Below are 19,975 nucleotides of genomic sequence, written 5' to 3'. Positions count from 1 at the left end.
CGGTTGGTCAGCGCGCGCGCGATTGCAGGCGGGGTTCAGGGCGCTTCCATTTACCCCACTTGCTCTCGAAATAGGCCTGGTTCTTGTCCCACAGCGCCTGGTATTCACCGCTGGCGATCAGCTTCTTGAACGAGGCCTGCCCATAGTGATGAATGTATGCATCCTGGGCGCAAACCGTCCTCAGCCCGGCCGCCTGGATGCGCCGGCTGTAGTCGTCATCTTCAAACATACCGATGCCGAATGCTTCGTCCAGCAGGCCTATGCGCTCGAACACCTCGCGGCGCATGGCCACGCAGAACATGGCGAGCATGCTGATATCGAAGGTGCGGCCGCGGTGCCGTGCGACATGGCGGTCGGCGAAGGCTTCCATGTGTTCAAGGTCAACATAGTCGACGTCCACCTTGGCTTCGTTGCCGACCGCGTTCGTCATCGGGCCGACCAGGCCAATTTGCGGGTCTTGCAGGTGGCGCAACAAGGGGTCGATCCACCCCTTGGGTAGCACGGTATCGTTATTGAGCAGCACCAGGCAGTCACCGGTTGCCAGGCGCAGCCCCTGGTTGTTCGCGGCGGCGAAGCCGAGGTTGCGGTCATTGAGCACGACGGTGACATTCGCCTGGGTGCGGCTCAGGTAACGCAGGTAGTTGCGCGTATCGTCCGAAGAGGCGTTGTCGACGATGATCAATTCGTAGTTGGGGTAGGTGGTATTGCGCAACAGGCTCTGGATGCAGCCTTGGGTCAGCTCGACGTTGTTGTAGGTGACCACGATGATCGACACTTTCGCATGCAAGGCCGTCAGCGCGTTCAGATTGGTTTCGAAGCGATGATGCCAGTCATTGGCGCTGGCGAGCGCCACGCGTTCGGTGGCGGCGCGGGTGTCGGTCTCGTTCAGGGCGCACTCGATCTGTTCGATGAAGGCCCGCGGTTCGCTGGCGAAATAAACGAAGTCCTGGTAGATCTTCATTTCTTCCAGCGGCACCGATACCACCGGTTTGCCTGCGCTGATGAATTCGTAGAACTTCACCGGGTCGACCGCATGGGTCACGTTATACAAGCGGAACGGGATCAGGCAGGCATTGAAGTGGTACAGGTACAACGGCATCTGCGCATAGGGCTTCCTGCCGAGCAAATGCACGTTGGGCAGGCGGTCCAGCCCGGCCAGGTCTTTGACGAACAGGTCGCCGATCAATACGAAGTTCCAGTCCGGCCGCTGCCGGGCGATGGCCGCGATCAACGGCAGGTCCACCCATTCGGCCAGGCCGCCATAAAAGCCGATCAAAGGCCGCTTGATGTCCGCCAGCAGGTTGTTGGGCACGCAGTTGCGTTCGAAGAACTCAAAATCCACGCCGTTGCGCAGCAGCAGGCAGTTGTCGCTCGCGGTGGCCCATTTTTCCTGGAGCGAGGCCGCGGTGACCGTCATCAAATCGGCCTGCTTGACCAGGGTTTGTTCTTCTTCGAGCAAGACCTCGCCGATACCCGGGAAGCCAACCCAGTCATCCATGCAGTCGTACTGAATTTTCCAGCCGTGATCGTTGCGCAGTTGATACGCGAGCGGGGCCCAGAAGGCCAGGTGAATCACTGAAACCGCAGTCTTTATACGCAGGTCCCTGGCCAGCGCATCGATCGCCTTTGTGTAGCCCCGCAGGGTGTCTTCAGTGAGGCGTTGGTTGTAGCAGTCCACGAACTCATCGCGCCGCAACGCAACCTCGAACACGCCAGGCGCCACTTCTACGCTGCTGTAGGCATGCCCAGGCTCGGCGCTGCGGGAGGGGACGATGTAGAAGACACGGTAGCCATGCCGGGCAAACTGGCTCATCAGTTGCTGAGGGCGCTGAAAGCGTGCGGCCCAGTCGATATTGGCAAAACAGAGAATGTCGAAGCGGGCCTCTGTCGGCGATTCGTCCGGCAAGGATGGCTGGGTAGTTTTCGCGGTGGGGCTTAAGGGGAGATCTTCAGCACGCAGGAATTCCAGGGTGTCGGGTTCGGTGTGCCTGGATTTGTACTTGAGCCAATGCAGCAGCGTGCGCAAGGGGCGGGTAATGCGCCATGAGCGGGTATTTTTCAGCATTGCGATGTAGGCAATCGCCGCGTCTCGTTCCCTGATGGCCGCATCGCGTTCTACCCGTGCGTTTTCGCGCTCAAGTGTGGCCAGATTGTCCTTGTCCATGGGGGCGTCCTTTACACAATCGTTGCGTTGTTCGGTTCACTGTAAGGGTGCAGCGGTGTCGGGTCATCGGCCGGCCACATCGAGCTGCGTGAGCCTGGACGGTAGAAGGTCACGGTCACGCTGCGCCGGGAGGACCGACAGCCATCCACGACTCGCGAAACCGCGTGCCACGAGTTGTCGGCGCGCACCAGGACCGCCGAGTTGCCGATCACGGGGGGCACTTGGGCGACGACGTCGGCAGGGTCGGCAGAGCCGAGGATTTGCAGGCAACCGCCGTCGGCGGGGTTCCATGTCTCGTTGAAATACAGAATGTGCGTGACCCGTTTGTCGTCCAGGTCGGGATGGGGCCCCAGGTTGGCGCCAGGGCCGTAATGGAAGACATTCACCTCCATGGGCGCGTGGCTCAGGTCCTGGCCGGTCAATGTGGACATCGCATGGCGGTACTGCGCCGAGCGCAGGCTGTCGCTCAATGCCAGCCATGCGCGGCTCAGGGCCTGTGGGTTGACCACCTCGTGGCTGCCCATGGCGATCAATTGCCGTGCCTCGTATTCGTAATCCTTTGCCCCGCCGTAGCCCGATACCGTCTTGAAGTGGTCGTGGGGGTAGGTTCGGGCCAGTGCCTTGGCGTCTTCGGGGCTATACAGCGCGTCGATCTGCGCCCAGGAATAAGGCGCGCTTTTCAAGCGATTGGCGCTCAGTTTGCTCAGGTCAATCATGTCGAAGGGCTCCCAGCCATTTCGTCAGGGTACGGCGGATGTGGCGCAACGGCGCCGTCAGCTTGAAAGAGTTGGAGCGGTACAGCGCCTCAAGCGCGTGTTGGTGTTGCGCGTGGTCGCTTTGCCGCTCGGCGACCTGATGTTGGACCTGTGCATGCAGGTCTTCGAGTACCCCAGGCAAGCCTTGCCAATAACGGTTGAGCGCGGCTGGGGTCGACCTCGGGCCTTCACGGATCAGCTCGGCCACGCGGTCCCAGTGTGCGTCGAGCTGCTCCGTCGCGTGGGCGGTGACCTGGGACAGGGGCTGCCTGCCCAATTGGGCGCGAAACCACTGCGGCTCAATGGGCTGGTCCCGGCGTATCTGGAAGATGCGCCCATGGCTGGGCAGCGCGGTGTATTTACCGGTGCCCAGGTCCGCCGAGCAGAAGATCGGCACGCCAAACACCAGTGAGCTGATCGCCAAGTGATAGCTGTGCCCGATGACGCCCTCGGCATGGGCCAGCAGTTCCGCCAGCAGCAAAGGATCAGGCCAGAACGGCAGGCATCGCGAGCGTTCCAGGCCCTCGCCCAGAACGCTTTCGTGGTCGCCCAGCACCGGTCCTATGGGCAACAGCAGCAGCTGCAAGTCTTCGAACAATCCGGCATGGGTTCGCCACAGGTGCAGGAAGCTGTCCAACCCCCACATCGCATGCACCACCAGATACGGTTGAGTCAGCCCGGCGCTGGCGCGAAGTGCCAGGAAGGCGGCCGACGGCGCTTGCACGTCGAGCAACCGCGCAAGGCCGAAGGCGGTATCGGGGAGCACCTCGACCTGGGCGGTCGGCGACACCTGCGCCAGGGCTGACTGCGAGAGTGCATCCCGCACCCGGATATGCGGGCTGTGATCCAGGCTCAGCTTCACCAGCGGCACGGCCCACGACGGAATCTCGTTGCAATGCATGCCGGGCGCATTCCAGATCAGCGGGATTGCGTGTTGCAAGGCGATCAGCGCCGGCGTCAGCCAGTAACCGGTGGGGTGGTGAATGGAGGCATCCGGCGGGTAATAGCCGGTGGCAACCACTTTGTCGAAGCGAATAATGAAACCGCCGCCGATCAGTACGCCATCCAACTCGCCGGCGATGTCCGGCAAAGCGGTCAGTGAGGTGACCTCGTACGGCCATTCGGGTGGGGTTTTTGCGTGATAGGAAAACCGATGGAGCTTTACCGCGCCCAGGCGCCTGGTCAATTCCACTTCAGCGATGATGGGAAACAGCAAGTCGCCATAGTTGGCGACATCGAACGTGCCGAAGATCCCTACCTGCCACGCGCGACTCATTGGCGCTCCCCCAGAGTGCTCGTTTGCAGGGCGTGACCGGCCTCGATTCCCAGGTCGACGAACCCAAGGAAGTCCTTGGTGCCGGGCAGGGTGTCGAACGCCAGCAGCGCGACCTGCTTCTCGATGAGCTGTGCGGTTTCTTCGCTGTGGCCGTTCATCAGTTTCAGTGTGATGTGGTATTTGCCCGCCGCGAGGGCGGCGGGGAAGTGGACGGTGATGGTCGCCTTGCGCCAGCCATCGTGCGCCGCCTCCATCTGCAGCGGCAGGTTGGCGCCGCCGATCACCAGCAGCCGGGCTTCCTGGATTGTCACGCTGATGGAGGGCAACTCGATGGTGTCGCGAACCTGGGCCTGGATGCATATCTGGATGGTTTCGCCGTACACAAAGCTCGAATAGAGGCTGTCGGTATTGGTAAAGCAGGCGGCCACGATATGCCCCTCATCGGTGCCGAAGGCGATGCCGCCTTGTTTGTCGAGAAACGCCTTGGGAGCGACCGGCACCGCACCGCCACTGGCCCAGCGGCGCTGTTCGTCGCGCATTTCCAGCAGATAGAGTTCGGCCATTTCTTCGGGAGACCCACTGGCGCGCACCCGGCCTTCGCGCAGGTAAATGACTCGATTGCAAAAGCGTTTGACCATGCCCATGTCATGGGACACGAACAGCAACGTGGTGCCTTGCTGGGTCAGCGCCTCCAGGCGATTGAGGCACTTGAACTGAAACGATGCGTCACCCACCGCAAGGGCTTCATCGACGATCAGGATGTCGGGCTGTACGCACACGGCCACCGCAAAGGCCAACCGCACGAGCATGCCGCTTGAGTAGGTCTTGGTCGGTTGGTCGATAAAGTCGCCGATATTGGCAAAGTCAGTAATCTGGGCAAAACGCGCGTCGATTTCAGCACGACTGAGCCCCAGCACCGCGCCGTTCATATAGACGTTTTCGCGCCCGGTGAAGTCGTGATTGAAACCCGACCCCAGCTCCAGCAACGCGGCCACGCGCCCATGGCTGTGAATGCTGCCGGACGTGGCGCTCAATGTGCCGCAGATCAGTTGCAGCAACGTCGATTTGCCACTGCCGTTACGGCCGATGATCCCCACCGTTTCGCCTTTGCGCAGTGTCAGTGACACATCCTGCAGCGCCCAGAACTCGCGATAAAAATGCTTTTTACCCCGGGACAACAGCTGCCACAGACGATCCCTGGGCGTGTCATAGATGTGATAGCTCTTACTCAGGTGGGCCGTTTTTACGGCGATGTCAGAGCACATCGGCAAATCCTTTACGAGACTTCTGGAACCAGCTGAACCCCAGCCAGGCTACGCCCCCGGCCGCGAGTAGGCCGCAGACCCAAGTGAGAGGGTCGGGCAAGACGCCCCAGAACAGCACGTCACGGGTTTGCTCGACCACCAACGTGAGTGGGTTGAGGCGCAGGAGGCCTTGATAGGCCGGCGGAAAGGCGCTGGCCGGGTAAAAAATCGCGGAGACGAACATCAAGGCCGTCGTCAATACGCCAACTATCTGGCCGACATCGCGCAGGTAAACCCCCAGTGAGGCCAGCAGCCATGAGATGCCCAGGGTAAAGAGCACCAGCGGCAATAGCACCAGGGGCAGCAGCAGGCTGGTCAGGGGCGGAAAACCGAAAAACAGCAGGTGGAAGACCAGCCAGATCAATAAGCTGGCCAGGGTATGGAACAGCACCGCGCCCAGCACCACCCAAGGCAGGATCTCCAGGGGGAACATGACTTTTTTGACGTAGTTGGCGTTGGCGATGATCAGGCCGGGCGCACGGCCCACACATTCGGCGAACACGTTGAACACCAGCAGGCCGGCAAACACCAGCAGCGCGAATTCGCTCCTGGAACCGCTGCCTTGAGGCCAGCGCAGCTTGAACATCATGCTGAACACGAAGGTGTACACCAGCAACATGAACAGAGGGTTCAGGAACGACCACAACAGCCCCATGATGGAGCCGCGATACCGACCAATCACTTCCCGCTGAACCATGGAAACCAACAGTTCTCGATGTCGCCACGGGCTGGAAAACATGCCGGCCCGTGCGTTTACTTCACTCATCCAACGATTCCCATGACCAAGTCTGTGCGCTCATCAGTCTAGTCAGGAACTGCCGTTTAGCTATGCGGCCCTGGAAGATTGCTCGCGGCACTGCTCATCCGTCGGTGCTGTGGCCTGTATTCACGGGATCAGAGCCCAGCAAAAAAATTTTTAGGGACGCCGCTTGAAATTTTTTCGCCTGAACCTACTTAGGTTTTACGCGATGCCGAATACGGGTCGCGTATCAAATCACTTGGAGAAAACTCAGGAGATTTTGCAATGGCTACTACTCTCTCGTTGGCCCCACTGTTCCGCCATTCTGTTGGCTTTGACCGTTTCAACGACCTTTTCGAATCGGCGCTTCGCAGCGAGGCCGGTACCACGTATCCGCCTCACAACGTCGAGAAGCACGGTGATGACCACTACCGGATCGTCATCGCAGCTGCCGGCCTGGTGGAGGACGACCTGGAGATCCAGGTGGAAAAAGGTGTGTTGACCGTCGCCGGTGGCAAGCGTGAACACGATGAAAACATCACCTACCTGCACCAGGGCATCGCCCAGCGCGCGTTCCGCCTGTCGTTCCGCCTGGTCGACCACATCGAAGTGCAGGGCGCACAGCTCTCCAACGGTTTGCTGAGCATCGACTTGCTCAGGGTGGTACCGGAGGAAGCCAAGCCGAAGCGCATTGCGATTGGCGGTGCGGCCAAGGCTGAGGTGAAATCCATCAGCGAGCAGTAATGTCGCGATGAATAAAGGCGCTCTTTGGAGCGCCTTTATTGTTTGGTCTGTCCCGTCCTGAATAAGGTTTACACCTTCTGATCTGCTTTTCAGGAGGACGTAATGGAATCAGTAAAAAGGCGCAGTCAGCGAGACTACACGTTGACCTTCAAATTATCGGTCGTCGATCAGGTCGAAAAAGGCGAGCTGAGTTATAAAGAGGCTCAGGAGCGCTACGGGATTCAAGGCAAAACGACCGTTCTGACCTGGTTACGCAAGCACGGTCGGCAGGATTGGAGCCCGGGCACATACATTGGCTCGCCGAGGATGGGGTCTATGCCCGACAAAAACCGACCATTAACGCCAGAGCAACGCATCAAAGAGCTTGAAGAGCAGTTGGCGCTGTCCAATCAGAAAGCGCAGTTTTTTGAGGCAGTCGTGGATGTCTTGAAAAATGACTACGGTCTCTCTGTCGTAAAAAAGCGTCCCGGCAAGTCCTCGCCCAAAAACGAATCCAAAACCTGAGCATCAGCAGGGCTTGCCAGTTCATGGGGATAAGCCGCCAGGCTTACTACAAACGCAATCGCGCCGATGCGGCACGTCTCGCTCTGGATCAGAAAGTTGCCGATTTCGTTCAGCAAAAACGTCAGCGGCAGCCACGTTTGGGCACCCGAAAGCTGCATTACTTGCTGCAGTGCCAACCTCAGCTTGAGCTGCAAGTGGGTCGAGATCGCCTGTTTTCGATTCTGCGTGAACGGCGTTTATTGGTAGCCCGCAAGCGGGCGTATCACAAGACAACCGACAGCCATCACCGCTTTCGGCGTCATCCAAACCTGCTCAAACCCGGCCCTGATCAAGTTATTCCCAGCGGCCCGGAACAAGTCTGGGTGGCTGACATCACCTATCTGCCCACTCAGGAAGGTGTGGCCTATTTGAGCCTTGTGACGGATGCTTTTTCACGAAAGATCGTGGGCTATCACGTCCATGAAAGCCTGCACACCGAGTCGGTCGCGCAGGCGCTGCGCCGAGCGGTGAAATATCGTCGAACGGAGCAGCCGCTGGTGCATCACTCAGATAGAGGCAGCCAATATTGCTCGGGAATGTATCAGGAGTTGCATGCGAAGCACGGCATCAGGTGTTCGATGACGGATGGCTATGACTGCTACCAAAACGCCTTGGCAGAGCGGGTCAACGGGATATTGAAGACAGAGCTTTTGCTCCAGCGGCCACAGGATTTAACGCAGGCGAAGAAGATGGTCAGCGAGTCGGTATCGATCTACAACCGTGAGCGTCCACACCTGTCTTTGAAATACAAAACGCCCGATGCGATGCATCGGGCGTTAGGGTGAAACAGGTGTAAACCTATTTCAGGACTAGACAGTCCTATGAATGTCAACGGGGGTTGTTCCAGCCGATTACCAGCGATACGTCAACGAACTGATCAACTGCCGCTCATCCCCATACCGGCAAATCGCGAATTCACAATAGGTGTAGCGCTTGTTGGTGACGTTATTGGCGTTGACCGCGACCTCCCAATGCTCGTCGAGCTCATAACTGGCGCGAGCGTCGTACAGGGTGTAGGCGGGCATCGACGAGGGTACGCCGGAGGCTTGGGTGGTGCCCTTGTAGCGGGCGCCGCCGCCGATGCGCAGGTGCGGGATACCCAGTGCCGCCAGGCGGTAATCGGCCCACAGGGCGGCCTGATGATAGGGAGTGTCTTCGCTGCGTTGGCCGATTTCGCTGGCGATATCGCTTTTTGTGATGCGCGCGTCGATGTAGGCGTAGGACGCGATCAGGCTGAGGTTGGGGGTGGCTTCGGTCTTGGCTTCCAGTTCAAAACCACGCGAGCGCACCTCGCCGACCTGTACCGAGAAGTTGAGGTCGGTGCGGTCCTGGCTCAGCACGTTGCGCTGTTCCAACTGATACACCGCCGCGCTCAACAGCGTGGCGCTGCCTTCGGGTTGATAGCGGATACCGATTTCATACTGCTTGCCTTCGGTGGGAATAAAGCTCTCTTCGGCCTTGTTGGTGCCGGCCACCGGAAAGAACGATTCGCTGTAGCTGATGTAGGGCGCCAGGCCATTGTCGGCCTTGTACACCAGGCCGGCGCGCCAGGTGGTGGCTTCATCGCTTTTGCCGCTGTCGACCCCGTTGCGGAACAGTTCGGTGTGCTGGTCGGCCCAGTCGTGACGGCCGCCCAACAGCAGGATCCAGCGTTCGTCGAACTTGATCTGGTCCTGGAAGTAGATGCCTTTTTGCAGGGTGTCGATCTGCGAGCCACGGTCGGTGGCGGGGTTTGTGTTGACCACTACCGGCTGGCCATATTGATAGGTCGCCAGGTTCAACGGCTGTGCGGTGCCGCGAAAGTTATGCGAGTCGTAGCTGGTGTCGTAACCATCGAAGCCCAGCAGGAAGGTGTGCTGCCAGTCACCGAACTGCCATTTGCTTTCGATATGGGTGTCGCTGGCCAGGCCCCGCGAGCGTTCTTCGCGGTCGCTGTATTGACGGCGCAGCAGGCCGGTGGTCTGCGCGGTGGCGATGTTGTTGCCGGCGATGTTGACCTGCAGGTAGCGCCAGGTCACGTCCGACTGGTAGTAGCGCAGCTTGTGGCTGATGCGCGTGTGCTCATCGAAACGGTGCTCGAACTCATAGCCCAGCGCCGACATCTCGCCGTTCATTTCGTCGTAGTCCGGTTCACCGATAAAGTCGTGGCGGCCGATCTGGGACCGGCCGCTGCCCACGCCCTTGGTCAGTTGATAGGGCAGGGGCGCGGAGAAGCCGGTTTCGGTCTTCTGGTAGAACGACAACAAGGTCAGCGAGGTGTCGTCGTTGGGCTGCCAGGTCAGGGCCGGCGCGACGTAGACCTTGTCGTTGCGGATATGGTCGGCGGCGGTGTCGCTCTTGCGGTCGAGCAGGGTCAGGCGGTAACTCAGGGTGTCGCTGTCGCCCAGCGGGCCGGTGAAGTCGGCGGACAGTTGTTTACGGTTGTTCTGCCCGGCCTGCAGGTTGAGCTCATGGTAAGGCGTTTGGCTGGGGCGCTTGCTCACGGTGTTGATCAACCCGCCGGGCGAGAGCTGCCCGTACAGCACCGACGCCGCGCCGCGAATCACCTCGGCGCGTTCCAGCCCATAGGGTTCCTGTACGCCATCGTACGAGTTGTTTTGCAGGCGCAGGCCATCGCGCAGGGAGCCACCGGTGGCCGACTCCACGTCGAAGCCGCGAATGCGGAAACGGTCCGAGGTGCGGTTGAAACTGGTGGGTTGGCTGGTGAACCCCGGCGTCAGGTCAAGGGTTTGCGAGAGGGTTTCCGATTGCCGATCGCGGATCTCATCGCTGGTGACCACCGACAGCGATTGCGGGGTTTCGATGATCGGCGTGTCGGTCTTGGTAGCACTCAGGTTACGCGTGGCCACGTAGCCCTTGACGTGCTCGGTGCTGCGTTCTTCGGTCAGGCCCGTAATCGACGTCAGCCCCAGTTCCAGCGAGCCGCTGGTGTTGACCGGCACCAGTACATAGCCATTGGCGCCTTGCGCAGCCTGCAAACCACTGCCGCTCAGCAGTTGGGCAAAGCCCTGGTTGATCGGGAACTCACCGTGCAGGCCAGCCGTAGTCAAACCGGCGACGGTTTTGCTGTCGAACAACAACGCCACATGGGCCTGCTGGGCGAACAGGTTCAGCGCCGGGCCGAGCGGCCCCGCGGCGATGGCATAACGCGCCGCCTCTTGCGCGGCAGCCGGGCTGCACAGGGCCAGGCTCAGCGCGGCAACGCTGGCCAGGTTGATCGCCAGGGCGAGGGGCAAGGGGGAACGCTGGAAGTGGCGCGGCATGGAAGACATTCCTGTTATTGAGGTGCTTTCTTCCTTGACGGGGCAGTACGTAAAAGCGGAACCCGGCCTGCGCGATTATTTTTCGTGACGCTCGATCCGCAGCCACAACGGGCTGAACGCGCGGATGCGCACCGGCAGGCCATCGGCAATCAGTTGCAGGGCGCGGCGCGGGTTATCCAAGGGCAAGACGGCGGATACGCGCAGGTCGGCCAGTTGCTCGCGATCGAACTGCAGATGGCCGCCATATTGGCGTGCGAGTTCATCGAGGACCTCTGGCAACGGTCGGTCCTGTACCACCAACTGATGGTATTGCCAGGCGTCGTTCAGGGTGCGCGGGTCAACCTTGCCCACGCGTGTCACCGCGTTTGGCGTGATGCGCGCCTGCTCGCCCGCGCTGACGTTCACCGTGGCGTGATGGCCGGCATCGGTGGCTGCGACCGTTGACTCGAGCAGGGTCAGCAGCGTACCCGGTGCTTCGCGCTTGACCGTGAAACGCGTGCCGAGGGCGCGCATCTGGCCGTCGTCGGTCACCACCACAAACGGCCGCGCGGCATCGTGGGCCACCTGCACCAGGATTCCACCGCGCAGCAAGCGCACCTGGCGTTGCTGGTCATTGAAGGTCAGGTCTACGGCGCTGTTGCCACCAAGAGTCAGTTGCGAGCCGTCGTCCAGGTTGACCTGCTGCCATTGCGCCGGGGCGGTGCGCTGGTCGGCCAACAGATAGCTCGGCGGGTAGGCCCGCAGCGCCAGGGCCACCGGCAATGCCAGCAACAGGCCCAGCAACACCCGGCCGCTCGGGTTGCGTCGGCGTACCCGGGCGGCTTCCAGTGCGGCCTGCACCGGCGCCTGTTGCGGGCGCAACGCCTGCAAGCGCCCCACGAACCCTTGCAGGCGCTCGAACGCCGCCGCATGCCGTGGGTCGGCGGCTCTCCAGCGTTCGAACTGCTGTTGCTCGCGTTCGCTGAGGTCGCCTTCGCTCAGGCGGATTACCCAGTTGGCGGCCTGTTGATCGAGGTCGGCGTTCATACATCCAGCGCATGGTGGCAGTGCAGCAAGGCGTTCATCAGATGCTTGCGCACCATGCGCTCGGAAATCCCCAGGCGGCGGGCGATGTCGCTTTGGCGCAGGCCTTCGAGGAAGTACAGCAGGAACGCCTGCCGCGCGTTCAGGGCCAGGCCGTCGAGTACGAAGGCGATCTGTTCCAGTGCCTCGAGGGTGACGAGGATCTGCTCCGGCGATTGCTGGCACTGCTCCATGATCTCGATGGTCAGCGCCAGCTCGCGCAGATAGGTGCCTTCCAACTGACGGCGGCGCGCGCGGTCGATGATCAGGTGGCGCGCCGTGGTCGTCAAGAACGCCCGTGGTTCGCGCATGGCGCCCAGGGCCTCGCGTGATGCGAGGATGCGCATAAAGGTGTCGTGGGAGAGGTCCGCCGCGTTTTGCGGGCAACCGAGTTTTTTCGCAGCCAGCCGAACAACCAGCCATGGTGCTCGGTGTAGAGCGCATGGACAGCCTGGTTCAAGGGAAGGTCGCTGGCCGACATCGGAAGTTACGTCTGCGGATAAGAATTATTCGCAAGATTAGCGGTGTGCCATCAACGAAAGCAAGCGTGGCCAGCACTGATTTGTAGTTAAGCCTTCGAATGGGGCGACGCAGGCGTGATCGACGCCGCGACATCCCAGGTGCGCAGGAGCCGGCTGATCGCGGCATCGATGGTTTGCGCCGGCACACCGTCGCGCGCGAGGATCGAAACACCCTGCAAGAAACTATCGAACACTGTGGCCATCACGCTCACCTGAGTGTGCGCTGGCAACTGGCCCAGGCGTACCGCGCGTTCCACACACGCCACGATCCCTGCGCGCGTGCGCAGCCGCGACTGGGTCAGCGCATCCGCCACCCGCGCGTTTTCCGGGCTGGGCGCACTCATCACGCCGAGTGCCACCATGCAGCCTTTGGGGTGGCCGTCTTCGCATTGCATGCGCGCCGATTGGCGCAGCGCGGTTTCGATGGCTTGACGCGGCAATAGGGATTCGTCCCACAGGCATTCGGTGACTTGGGCGTAGGTGGCCAAGTAACGCTGCACGCACTCCTCGAAGAGTGCTTCTTTGGAGCCGAACGCGGCGTAAAAACTCGGCGCGGAAATGCCGCCGCCCAGGCCGGCCTTGAGCTGGGCGAGGGAAGTGGCGTCATAGCCATGCTGCCAGAACAGGTGCAGCGCCTGTTCCACGGCCTGTTCACGATCGAAGTTACGCGGGCGGCCCATTTTTGCCATGGGAGGTCTCCTGTGGAAAGCGAGATAAATACTATTCGATACATAAGTCGTTGACAATGCGCGGTGCGAGCCTGCAACATTTGTATCGATCAGTATTTAAGTCTGCCTCCAAGGAGCTTCACATGACCGCCTCACTGGCCCTATCGGCTTCATCCGAACGCTTGCCCGTCGGCGCTTTGCTCGCCCTGGCCATGACCGGCTTCATCTGCATCGTCACTGAAACCCTGCCCGCCGGCCTTTTGCCGTTGATCAGCGAAGGCCTGGCGATCTCGCCGTCGATGGCCGGGCAGATGGTCACGGCCTACGCGCTGGGTTCGGTGCTGGCGGTGATCCCCATGACCATCGCCACCCGTGGCTGGCGTCGGCGCAATGTGTTGCTGCTGACCGTCGTCGGTTTTTTGCTGTTCAATTCGATTACGGCGTTGTCCTCCCACTATGGCGTGACCCTGGTGGCGCGGTTTTTTGCCGGGGCGGTGGCGGGTTTGGCCTGGAGCCTATTGGCCGGTTACGCACGACGCATGGTCGAGCCGCATCAACAGGGCAAGGCGCTGGCGCTGGCAATGGTCGGTACGCCGATTGCGCTGTCATTAGGCGTACCGCTGGGCACTTGGCTAGGTGGGTGGGTGGGGTGGCGTACCACGTTTGGCCTGATGTCGGGGCTGACCCTGATATTGATCGCGTGGGTGCTGGTGACAGTGCCGGACTACGCACCACAACCCGCGAATCAACGGCTGTCGTTGGGCAAAGTGCTGACCACGCCCGGCGTGCGCCCGGTGCTGGCGGTGGTGATCAGTTGGATGCTAGCGCACAACATTTTGTACACCTACATCGCACCGTTCTTGGCGCCGGCGGGGTTGGCCGAGCGTGTGGATCTGGTGTTGCTGGTGTTCGGGATCGCCGCGCTGGCGGGTATCTGGATCACCGCCCGATTGGTCGAGCCGTTGCTGCGCAACACCGTGTTGGCGAGCCTGGCGACGTTTGCGCTGGTCTGTGTGGTGTTCGGTTTGCTGGGAGCAATGCCTGAGGTGATCTACCTCGGCGTGGCGGTATGGGGCCTGAGCTTTGGCGGCGCCGCCACGTTGTTGCAAACCGCGCTGGCGGATGCGGCGGGCGAGGGCGCTGATGTGGCGTTGTCGTTGAACGTGGTGGCGTGGAACAGCGCAATTGCCGGCAGCGGCGTACTGGGTGGGGTGTTGCTGGACACCTGGGGCGTGGCTGCGTTTGCGTGGGCGATGCTGGTGTTGGTGGGCGTGGCGCTGAGTATCGCGTGGACGGCGCGGGCCCATGGCTTCAAACCGGGAAAACGGTCTGCCGATGGGCCGGCGGCGGCTGGAAACGCCAGCGCAACCGCCAGGGCCAGCACTAAAGTGCAATGTGAGGGTCCATAGGTCCCGCTCAATCCTCACGATAAGATTTAAAAACATGCACTTACGCAACATTGCTATTGGGCTCTCGGCCTTTTTTCTGCTGTCCACCGGGGCGCACGCCCGGGGTGCGATGGACCTCTATTCCAGCCAGGAACAACGCCTTTCGTTCGACAGCTGCGCCGATATTTTCCCGACCGCCACACCGATCAAAACCGCGACCGTCCCCGCCAGCATGAAACCGCTGGCGCTGTGCTCCGACCATTTTGCCGTGCTGTATTCACAAACCAGCAAGACCCCGCTGCTGGTGGTCGAACGTCTCAACGCGCGCCAGCTCAACGACGCCAAAGGCGAAGAACGCACCAACCACTTCTACGCCGACCCGCGCATCCCCAAGGCAGGGCGCGCGGAGTTGAGCGACTACCACGGCCAACACCCGGCCATGGACCGCGGGCATCAGTCCCCGGCCGCCGATGCCCCCGACGCCAAAGCCATGGCCCAGTCTTTTGCGCTGTCGAACATGGTGCCGCAAGACCCCACCAACAACCGCAAGATCTGGAGCAAGGTCGAGGCCGATGTGCGCAAATTCGCCGTACGCGCCGGCGGTGACGTGTATGTGTTCACCGGGCCGTTGTTCGATGCCGGTTACGGCACCATCGGCGATAACCAGGTGTGGGTGCCGACGCGGCTGTTCAAACTGGTGTACGACGCTTCGTCCAAGCGGGCCTGGGCGTATGTGCTGCCCAACGCCGAAACGCGTATCCAGCGGCCGATGGACTACGACACCTTTGTGAAGACCACCGGGCTCAAGTTGCTGGGTAACCTTCCCGTGTCGGGATCGGTGGGGCGCGGCTGACAGCGGTGCGGCAGTGACTGTGTTCGCTGCCCTCGCCAGCGCTTGCGCAGCCTCGGTACACCCGCCGAACCGAGTCGCGCGCATCCCGGCCGCGCTGAAGCGACAGCCCAGTGCCGGTCTGGGTTTATACTCACCCGCTTCGCAACCCGTTCCTACCCACCCACCGAGATACGCCATGAGTACCTCCTTGCCTATCGCCGCCACGCGCAAACCCTTTGCGCCGCTGGTGGCCTTTATCGTCCTGGTGCTGGGCGCCTTGTTTTTGCAAGCCAGCGTCGGCTCGCGCCAGGTGCTGTTGCTGGTGGTCGGTGCCGCATTGGGCCTGACCCTCTACCACGCCGCTTTCGGCTTCACCTCGGCCTGGCGTGTGTTCATCAACGAACGCCGTGGCGCCGGTTTGCGCGCGCAGATGGTGATGCTGGCGCTGGCGGTCTTGCTGTTCTTCCCGGCGCTGGGGGCGGGGACCTTGTTCGGGCAGCCGGTGGTCGGGCTGGTCGCGCCGGCCGGTGTCTCCGTGGTGTTTGGTGCGTTTATTTTCGGCATCGGCATGCAACTGGGCGGCGGTTGTGCGTCGGGCACGCTGTTCACCGTGGGCGGTGGTAATGCGCGCATGCTGGTGACGTTGCTGTTCTTTATCTGCGGTTCGCTGATCGCCACTCATCATGTGGACTGGTGGTTCGCACTGCCTGCGTTCCCGGCGGTATCGATCGTCAACAGTTTTGGCGTCATACCGGCCTTGTTCGCCAGCCTGGCGATGTTCGCACTCATCGCCGCCGTCACCGTCCGCCTCGAAAAACGCCGCCACGGCCAGCTTGAACACGGCGTGCAAAGCGAACACCAAGGCCTGCGCCGCTTCCTGCGCGGCCCATGGCCATTGGTCTGGGGCGCGGTTGGCCTGGCGCTGCTCAACTACGCCACCCTGGCGCTGGCCGGACGGCCATGGGGCATTACTTCGGCGTTCGCCCTGTGGGGCGCCAAAGTGGCAAGCGGTTTGGGTGTGGATGTCGGCGCCTGGGCGTTCTGGCAGATGCCGGGCAATGCCAAGGCCCTGGCGGCGCCGGTGTGGCAGGACATCACCAGCGTCATGGACATCGGCATCGTGCTCGGTGCGCTATTGGCCGCCGGCCTGGCCGGGCGTTTTGCCCCCAGCCTGAACATCCCGGCCCGCTCGCTGATCGCTGCCGTGATCGGCGGCCTGCTGCTCGGTTACGGTTCGCGCCTGGCGTACGGCTGCAATATCGGCGCGTACTTCAGCGGCATCGCCTCGGGCAGCCTGCATGGCTGGGTGTGGCTGGTGGCGGCGTTTATCGGCAACGGCGTGGGGGTGCGCCTGCGGCCGTTGTTCTTTGCTGGCGAGCGGCCGCAGGTGGCGCTGAGCGGTTGCTGAGATCAGTCCTGCAGGGAAAGGCTTGGCGCCTGATCGGCTTCCGCCGCCAGCTTTTCCCGTTCGGCTTTACTGATGTAGCGGTCCTTGGATTTGGGCGCCAATTTGGCGCTGGCCTTTTTGGCCTTGGCCTTGAACAGCTGCTGCAGTTTTTTCTGGCGATTCATGGAGTTCTTACCTGGGCTAAACGTGCCCGGATGATACCAGCTTAAAAACCGCAGCCAATGCCTAGCAAGGCTGCGCCGCCAAGCTGTTACTGACGCTGCGCCCCAGCACCAGCACCGTCACGAACCCGCAGCCCACCAGGGCCGTCGCCAGGCTCAACAGCACCGCACTGCCCATCTGGTCGACGATCTGCCCGCCAAAGAACGAGCCCAACGCAATAATCACCTGGAACAACGCGACGAACAGCGGCATGCCACGCTCGACATCCTTGGGCGCCACCACGAACATCCAGATACTCGCGCACGCCGGGAAAGCGCCAAAGGCAAAGCCCCACAGTGCGATCAACATCGCCGCGCCGGTCATGCCGGTGGCGAAGTACGGGAACAACGCGGTGCTCGTGCCGATCATCAACGCCACCAGCAGCAAGGTGTGACGCACACTACGATTGGCCGCGAACCCGGCAAAAACATTCCCCATCACGCCCGCTACGCCATACAGCAACAGCAGTGAACCAATGGTCGGCCCATCGAAGCCGGAGCTGTGTTTAAAGAACGGTGCGACGTAGGTGTAAGCCGCAAAGTGCGCCAGGCCAATCAACAACACCGCGATCAAACCGACCCGCGCCTGTGGGTTGATAAACAGCGCCGGCAGGTCACTGATGCGAATGGCCTTCTCCGGGGTGAGGCGCGGCAGCAGAAACACCTGCGCCAACAGCACCGGGATGCCCACCAGCGCCGTCACCAGGAACGTCATGCGCCAGCCCATCAAACCACTGAGCCAGGTGCCGACGGGCACGCCGAGCACGGTGGCCAGGGTCACCCCCATCATGATGATCGACGTGGCCTTCGCCACGCCCACACCCTTGGGCGCCAGGCGGCCGCTGAGCGCAATGGCCGTGGCCCAGAACCCGCCGATGCTGATACCCAGCAACACGCGGCCGAACAGCAGCAGGTTGAAATCACCGGCAAAGGCCACCACCGAGTTGGCGATGATCATGATCAGCGTCAGGCCGATCAGCAGGTAACGGCGGTCCATGGCGCCAATGCTCACCGACAGAAAAGGCGCAGCGAGCGCGGCCATGATGCCGGGCAGCGTCACCATCAGGCCGGCGTGACCGGCGCTGATGCCGAGGTCGGCAGCGACGTCGTTGAGTACGCCCACCGGCAGGAATTCACTGGTCACCAGGGCAAAGGCACCCACGGCAACCGAGAGAATCGCCAGCCACTGCTGTTTGACGCTTTGTTGATTATGTTCGGGAAGGCCGCTGGGGGCCTGGCTCGCGCTTGGCATGGTGTTGAGTTCCAAGAGGGGATGCGCCTGAAGACAGGCGCAGGGGAAAAAGTAGGAGGCGATTATAGGAAGGGGTGTTTGGCGGGCTATAGGCGAGCGGTTCGATAGTAATCATCAGTGCTATCGATGCGAAGCCCTTGGGCACCTCGCTTCGAGAACGGTTTGCGCTTTATTCAGTGCCGAAACGATCGCCCCAGAAACTCACTGATCAGCCCCACCACCTGCTGTTGAATGACCGCCCTTGGCCGAGCCCCCTCACCATCCCGGCAAATCATCCCATCCCCAGGCGAGTCCTCTTCAATCAACGCCATGCCGCCCGGCTTGCAGATCGCCATAAAGCTGAAGTGAGTAGCGTCGCCGATCTCCACGTACTGCGTGGATGCCTTGGGCATGCGCCCAACCATGTGGGCGGACTCCAATTCAGGCGCCATATCGTCGGTGGGTACACCCCCGGCAATCACCAGCGCAGGCACCGGCAGCGCGGCCAGGCTGGCGTCGGTGAAGCCGCGCGACAGGCCCAGGTCCAACGACACGATGGCGGTGACGCGCTTGTCGCTCAAGTCAGCGGCCAGTTTGGCCTTGCCGGTTGGCGTGCCGGCAGGGCTCATCCGCGTGTAGCCGATGCAGCCGCCCAGCTTGGGGTGGGCGTTGCAGTCCTGAGCGAACAGGTCGGGGTCAAACCGCGCACCGGCGATTTCCATCACCGTCCAGCCGCCAATGGAATGGCCCACCGCGGCAATCTGGTTGTTCGCTACCGCGCCGAACTGCTGCGGCTGCGCAAGCACCGCATCAATGACGCGGCTCAGGTCTCTGGGTCGTTGCCATAACTGCGCGGCGGCTGCGGGGCTGCGGTCCTTGCTGGTGGTGCCGGGGTGGTTGACCGCCGCCACGATATACCCCTGGCGTGCCAACGCACTGGCCAGCCACACCTGGTTGCCCCAATTGCCGCCATAGCCGTGGGAGAGCACTGCCAACGGATGCTCACCCGCAGCCGGTGGCGCGTCGGACACCGCGAGGGCACCGATGAACACCGCGTTGTCGGCGATCCATTCGGGTTTGGCTGTGGTGGCGGCGGGGTACCAGACGGCCAATTCGAGTGGTCGGCTGTGTTGTGCGTCGGGCAGGGTGACGGTCTTGAAGCCCACGGGATTTTCGTTGGCGAATGCAGGTGCGGTCAGGCAGATCAGCAGCAGGGCGGCGAAGTGGGTTTTCACTGTTGTTATCGTCCTTGAAGTGAGCGGCGCAGCATGACTTGAAACCAGTCGTTTGCATACCGGTGAACCGCCCCACGCCGAGGCTGAGGCCACCATGTTGCGCCCTGGGCTCGTCGAGCTACGGCAGCGCATACCCCTCATAATCCAATGCAATCCGATCCTCTTTCGGATAACTCACGTACACCACCACCGCATCGCTGCTGTCCACCAATGCGTAGGGCCATTTGCCGTTCGCCTTACGCATACGCTCATACAGCGGTAGGAAAAAATCCTTGGTTTGACCGCGTGGGTCGTAGGGGGCTTGCACGTGGAATATCGGATAGTGCCCGCCATTGCACAGTTGTATGCGGTCCAGCGCGAAGTGGTTTTTTTCCAGCAAAGCGCGGGTTGGGTGCTGCCACGTGGTGAGGTCGACGTCTTGGCAGTCTCTGGCGGTTTGGCTGTAGAGGGTAGTGTCTTCCAGAGGCGGCAGCGCGAACGCCAGGGAAGGTAAAACCAACAGCAGCAAGGGAAGAAGGCGTGGCATGGTGGCGATTCGGCAGGAAGGGGAGCGCTAGTGTAGGTTTCCCGCCACCGCGACGCTTCAATTTTGTCGTCGATCATTCGATTCCCAGGCATCGTTCGCGCGGTCACGATGATCAG

General features: G+C 61.6%; 16 protein-coding genes and 2 pseudogenes. 5 read left to right on the top strand and 13 right to left on the bottom strand.

The window, feature by feature from the left end:
- Window positions 1–7: 7 nt before the first annotated feature.
- The 5 genes from AB4O25_RS09680 to AB4O25_RS09660 are packed head-to-tail and all read right to left on the bottom strand — an operon-like array spanning window position 8 to window position 6,265.
- Window positions 8–2,164: a glycosyltransferase gene (locus tag AB4O25_RS09680; RefSeq protein ID WP_460150808.1), complete on the bottom strand. Its 2,157-nt coding sequence runs from the start codon at window positions 2,162–2,164 to the stop codon at window positions 8–10.
- A gap of 11 nt (window positions 2,165–2,175) precedes the next feature.
- Complete coding sequence (locus AB4O25_RS09675; RefSeq protein ID WP_017527760.1) at window positions 2,176–2,880, bottom strand: 2OG-Fe(II) oxygenase family protein; 705 nt, start codon at window positions 2,878–2,880, stop codon at window positions 2,176–2,178.
- Window positions 2,873–4,195, bottom strand: coding sequence for a polysaccharide pyruvyl transferase family protein (locus tag AB4O25_RS09670; protein WP_135196147.1), 1,323 nt, complete (start codon window positions 4,193–4,195; stop codon window positions 2,873–2,875). The genes AB4O25_RS09675 and AB4O25_RS09670 overlap by 8 nt, the downstream gene beginning before the upstream one ends.
- A complete protein-coding gene (locus tag AB4O25_RS09665) occupies window positions 4,192–5,460 on the bottom strand; it encodes an ABC transporter ATP-binding protein (RefSeq protein WP_460150807.1) in 1,269 nt (422 codons plus the stop codon). Before AB4O25_RS09665 ends, AB4O25_RS09670 begins: the two co-directional genes overlap by 4 nt.
- Complete coding sequence (locus AB4O25_RS09660) at window positions 5,450–6,265, bottom strand: ABC transporter permease (RefSeq protein WP_017527763.1); 816 nt, start codon at window positions 6,263–6,265, stop codon at window positions 5,450–5,452. The genes AB4O25_RS09665 and AB4O25_RS09660 overlap by 11 nt, the downstream gene beginning before the upstream one ends.
- 258 nt (window positions 6,266–6,523) lie before the next feature.
- Between AB4O25_RS09660 and AB4O25_RS09655 the strand changes: the two genes are divergently transcribed.
- Window positions 6,524–6,982 carry an Hsp20 family protein gene (locus AB4O25_RS09655; protein WP_065877722.1) on the top strand — a complete coding sequence of 153 codons (459 nt, stop codon included), beginning with the start codon at window positions 6,524–6,526 and terminating at the stop codon, window positions 6,980–6,982.
- 102 nt (window positions 6,983–7,084) lie between these two features.
- Window positions 7,085–8,338: pseudogene (locus AB4O25_RS09650) on the top strand (IS3 family transposase).
- Between the two features lie 38 nt (window positions 8,339–8,376).
- On the opposite strand, the gene AB4O25_RS09645 reads toward AB4O25_RS09650, so the two are convergent.
- The 4 genes and pseudogenes from AB4O25_RS09645 to AB4O25_RS09630 form a co-directional block, all read right to left on the bottom strand.
- Window positions 8,377–10,788 (bottom strand): TonB-dependent siderophore receptor, encoded by a 2,412-nt coding sequence (locus AB4O25_RS09645; RefSeq protein ID WP_460150806.1) that lies wholly within the window; start codon window positions 10,786–10,788, stop codon window positions 8,377–8,379.
- Window positions 10,789–10,863: 75 nt separating this feature from the next.
- Complete coding sequence (locus AB4O25_RS09640; protein ID WP_460150805.1) at window positions 10,864–11,814, bottom strand: FecR family protein; 951 nt, start codon at window positions 11,812–11,814, stop codon at window positions 10,864–10,866.
- Window positions 11,811–12,331, bottom strand: a pseudogene (locus tag AB4O25_RS09635) (sigma-70 family RNA polymerase sigma factor). Before AB4O25_RS09635 ends, AB4O25_RS09640 begins: the two are co-directional and overlap by 4 nt.
- Before the next feature lie 87 nt (window positions 12,332–12,418).
- Complete coding sequence (locus tag AB4O25_RS09630) at window positions 12,419–13,060, bottom strand: TetR/AcrR family transcriptional regulator (RefSeq protein ID WP_017527768.1); 642 nt, start codon at window positions 13,058–13,060, stop codon at window positions 12,419–12,421.
- 122 nt (window positions 13,061–13,182) lie between these two features.
- Between AB4O25_RS09630 and AB4O25_RS09625 the strand changes: the two genes are divergently transcribed.
- From AB4O25_RS09625 to AB4O25_RS09615, 3 genes are all read left to right on the top strand, one after another.
- Window positions 13,183–14,448 (top strand): MFS transporter, encoded by a 1,266-nt coding sequence (locus AB4O25_RS09625; RefSeq protein WP_065877715.1) that lies wholly within the window; start codon window positions 13,183–13,185, stop codon window positions 14,446–14,448.
- A 34-nt stretch (window positions 14,449–14,482) separates the two neighbouring features.
- Window positions 14,483–15,280 (top strand): DNA/RNA non-specific endonuclease, encoded by a 798-nt coding sequence (locus AB4O25_RS09620; RefSeq protein WP_017527770.1) that lies wholly within the window; start codon window positions 14,483–14,485, stop codon window positions 15,278–15,280.
- 175 nt (window positions 15,281–15,455) lie between these two features.
- A complete protein-coding gene (locus tag AB4O25_RS09615; RefSeq protein ID WP_017527771.1) occupies window positions 15,456–16,667 on the top strand; it encodes a YeeE/YedE family protein in 1,212 nt (403 codons plus the stop codon).
- 2 nt (window positions 16,668–16,669) lie between these two features.
- Here the strand turns inward: AB4O25_RS09615 and AB4O25_RS09610 are convergent, their stop codons facing one another.
- The 4 genes from AB4O25_RS09610 to AB4O25_RS09595 all read right to left on the bottom strand — a co-directional run bounded on the left by AB4O25_RS09610 (window position 16,670) and on the right by AB4O25_RS09595 (window position 19,859).
- Window positions 16,670–16,831, bottom strand: coding sequence for a DUF2986 domain-containing protein (locus AB4O25_RS09610; RefSeq protein WP_065877713.1), 162 nt, complete (start codon window positions 16,829–16,831; stop codon window positions 16,670–16,672).
- Between the two features lie 61 nt (window positions 16,832–16,892).
- Window positions 16,893–18,119: an MFS transporter gene (locus AB4O25_RS09605; protein WP_026067255.1), complete on the bottom strand. Its 1,227-nt coding sequence runs from the start codon at window positions 18,117–18,119 to the stop codon at window positions 16,893–16,895.
- A 173-nt stretch (window positions 18,120–18,292) separates the two neighbouring features.
- Complete coding sequence (locus AB4O25_RS09600) at window positions 18,293–19,333, bottom strand: alpha/beta hydrolase family protein (protein ID WP_460150804.1); 1,041 nt, start codon at window positions 19,331–19,333, stop codon at window positions 18,293–18,295.
- Window positions 19,334–19,451: 118 nt separating this feature from the next.
- Window positions 19,452–19,859 carry a hypothetical protein gene (locus AB4O25_RS09595; RefSeq protein ID WP_017527775.1) on the bottom strand — a complete coding sequence of 136 codons (408 nt, stop codon included), beginning with the start codon at window positions 19,857–19,859 and terminating at the stop codon, window positions 19,452–19,454.
- Window positions 19,860–19,975: the final 116 nt, after the last annotated feature.

It is taken from the genome of Pseudomonas sp. S3_A03, assembly GCF_054668275.1.
The sequence above is the reverse complement of the archived record's forward strand: the minus strand, read 5'-3'. Positions and strand labels throughout refer to the sequence as shown.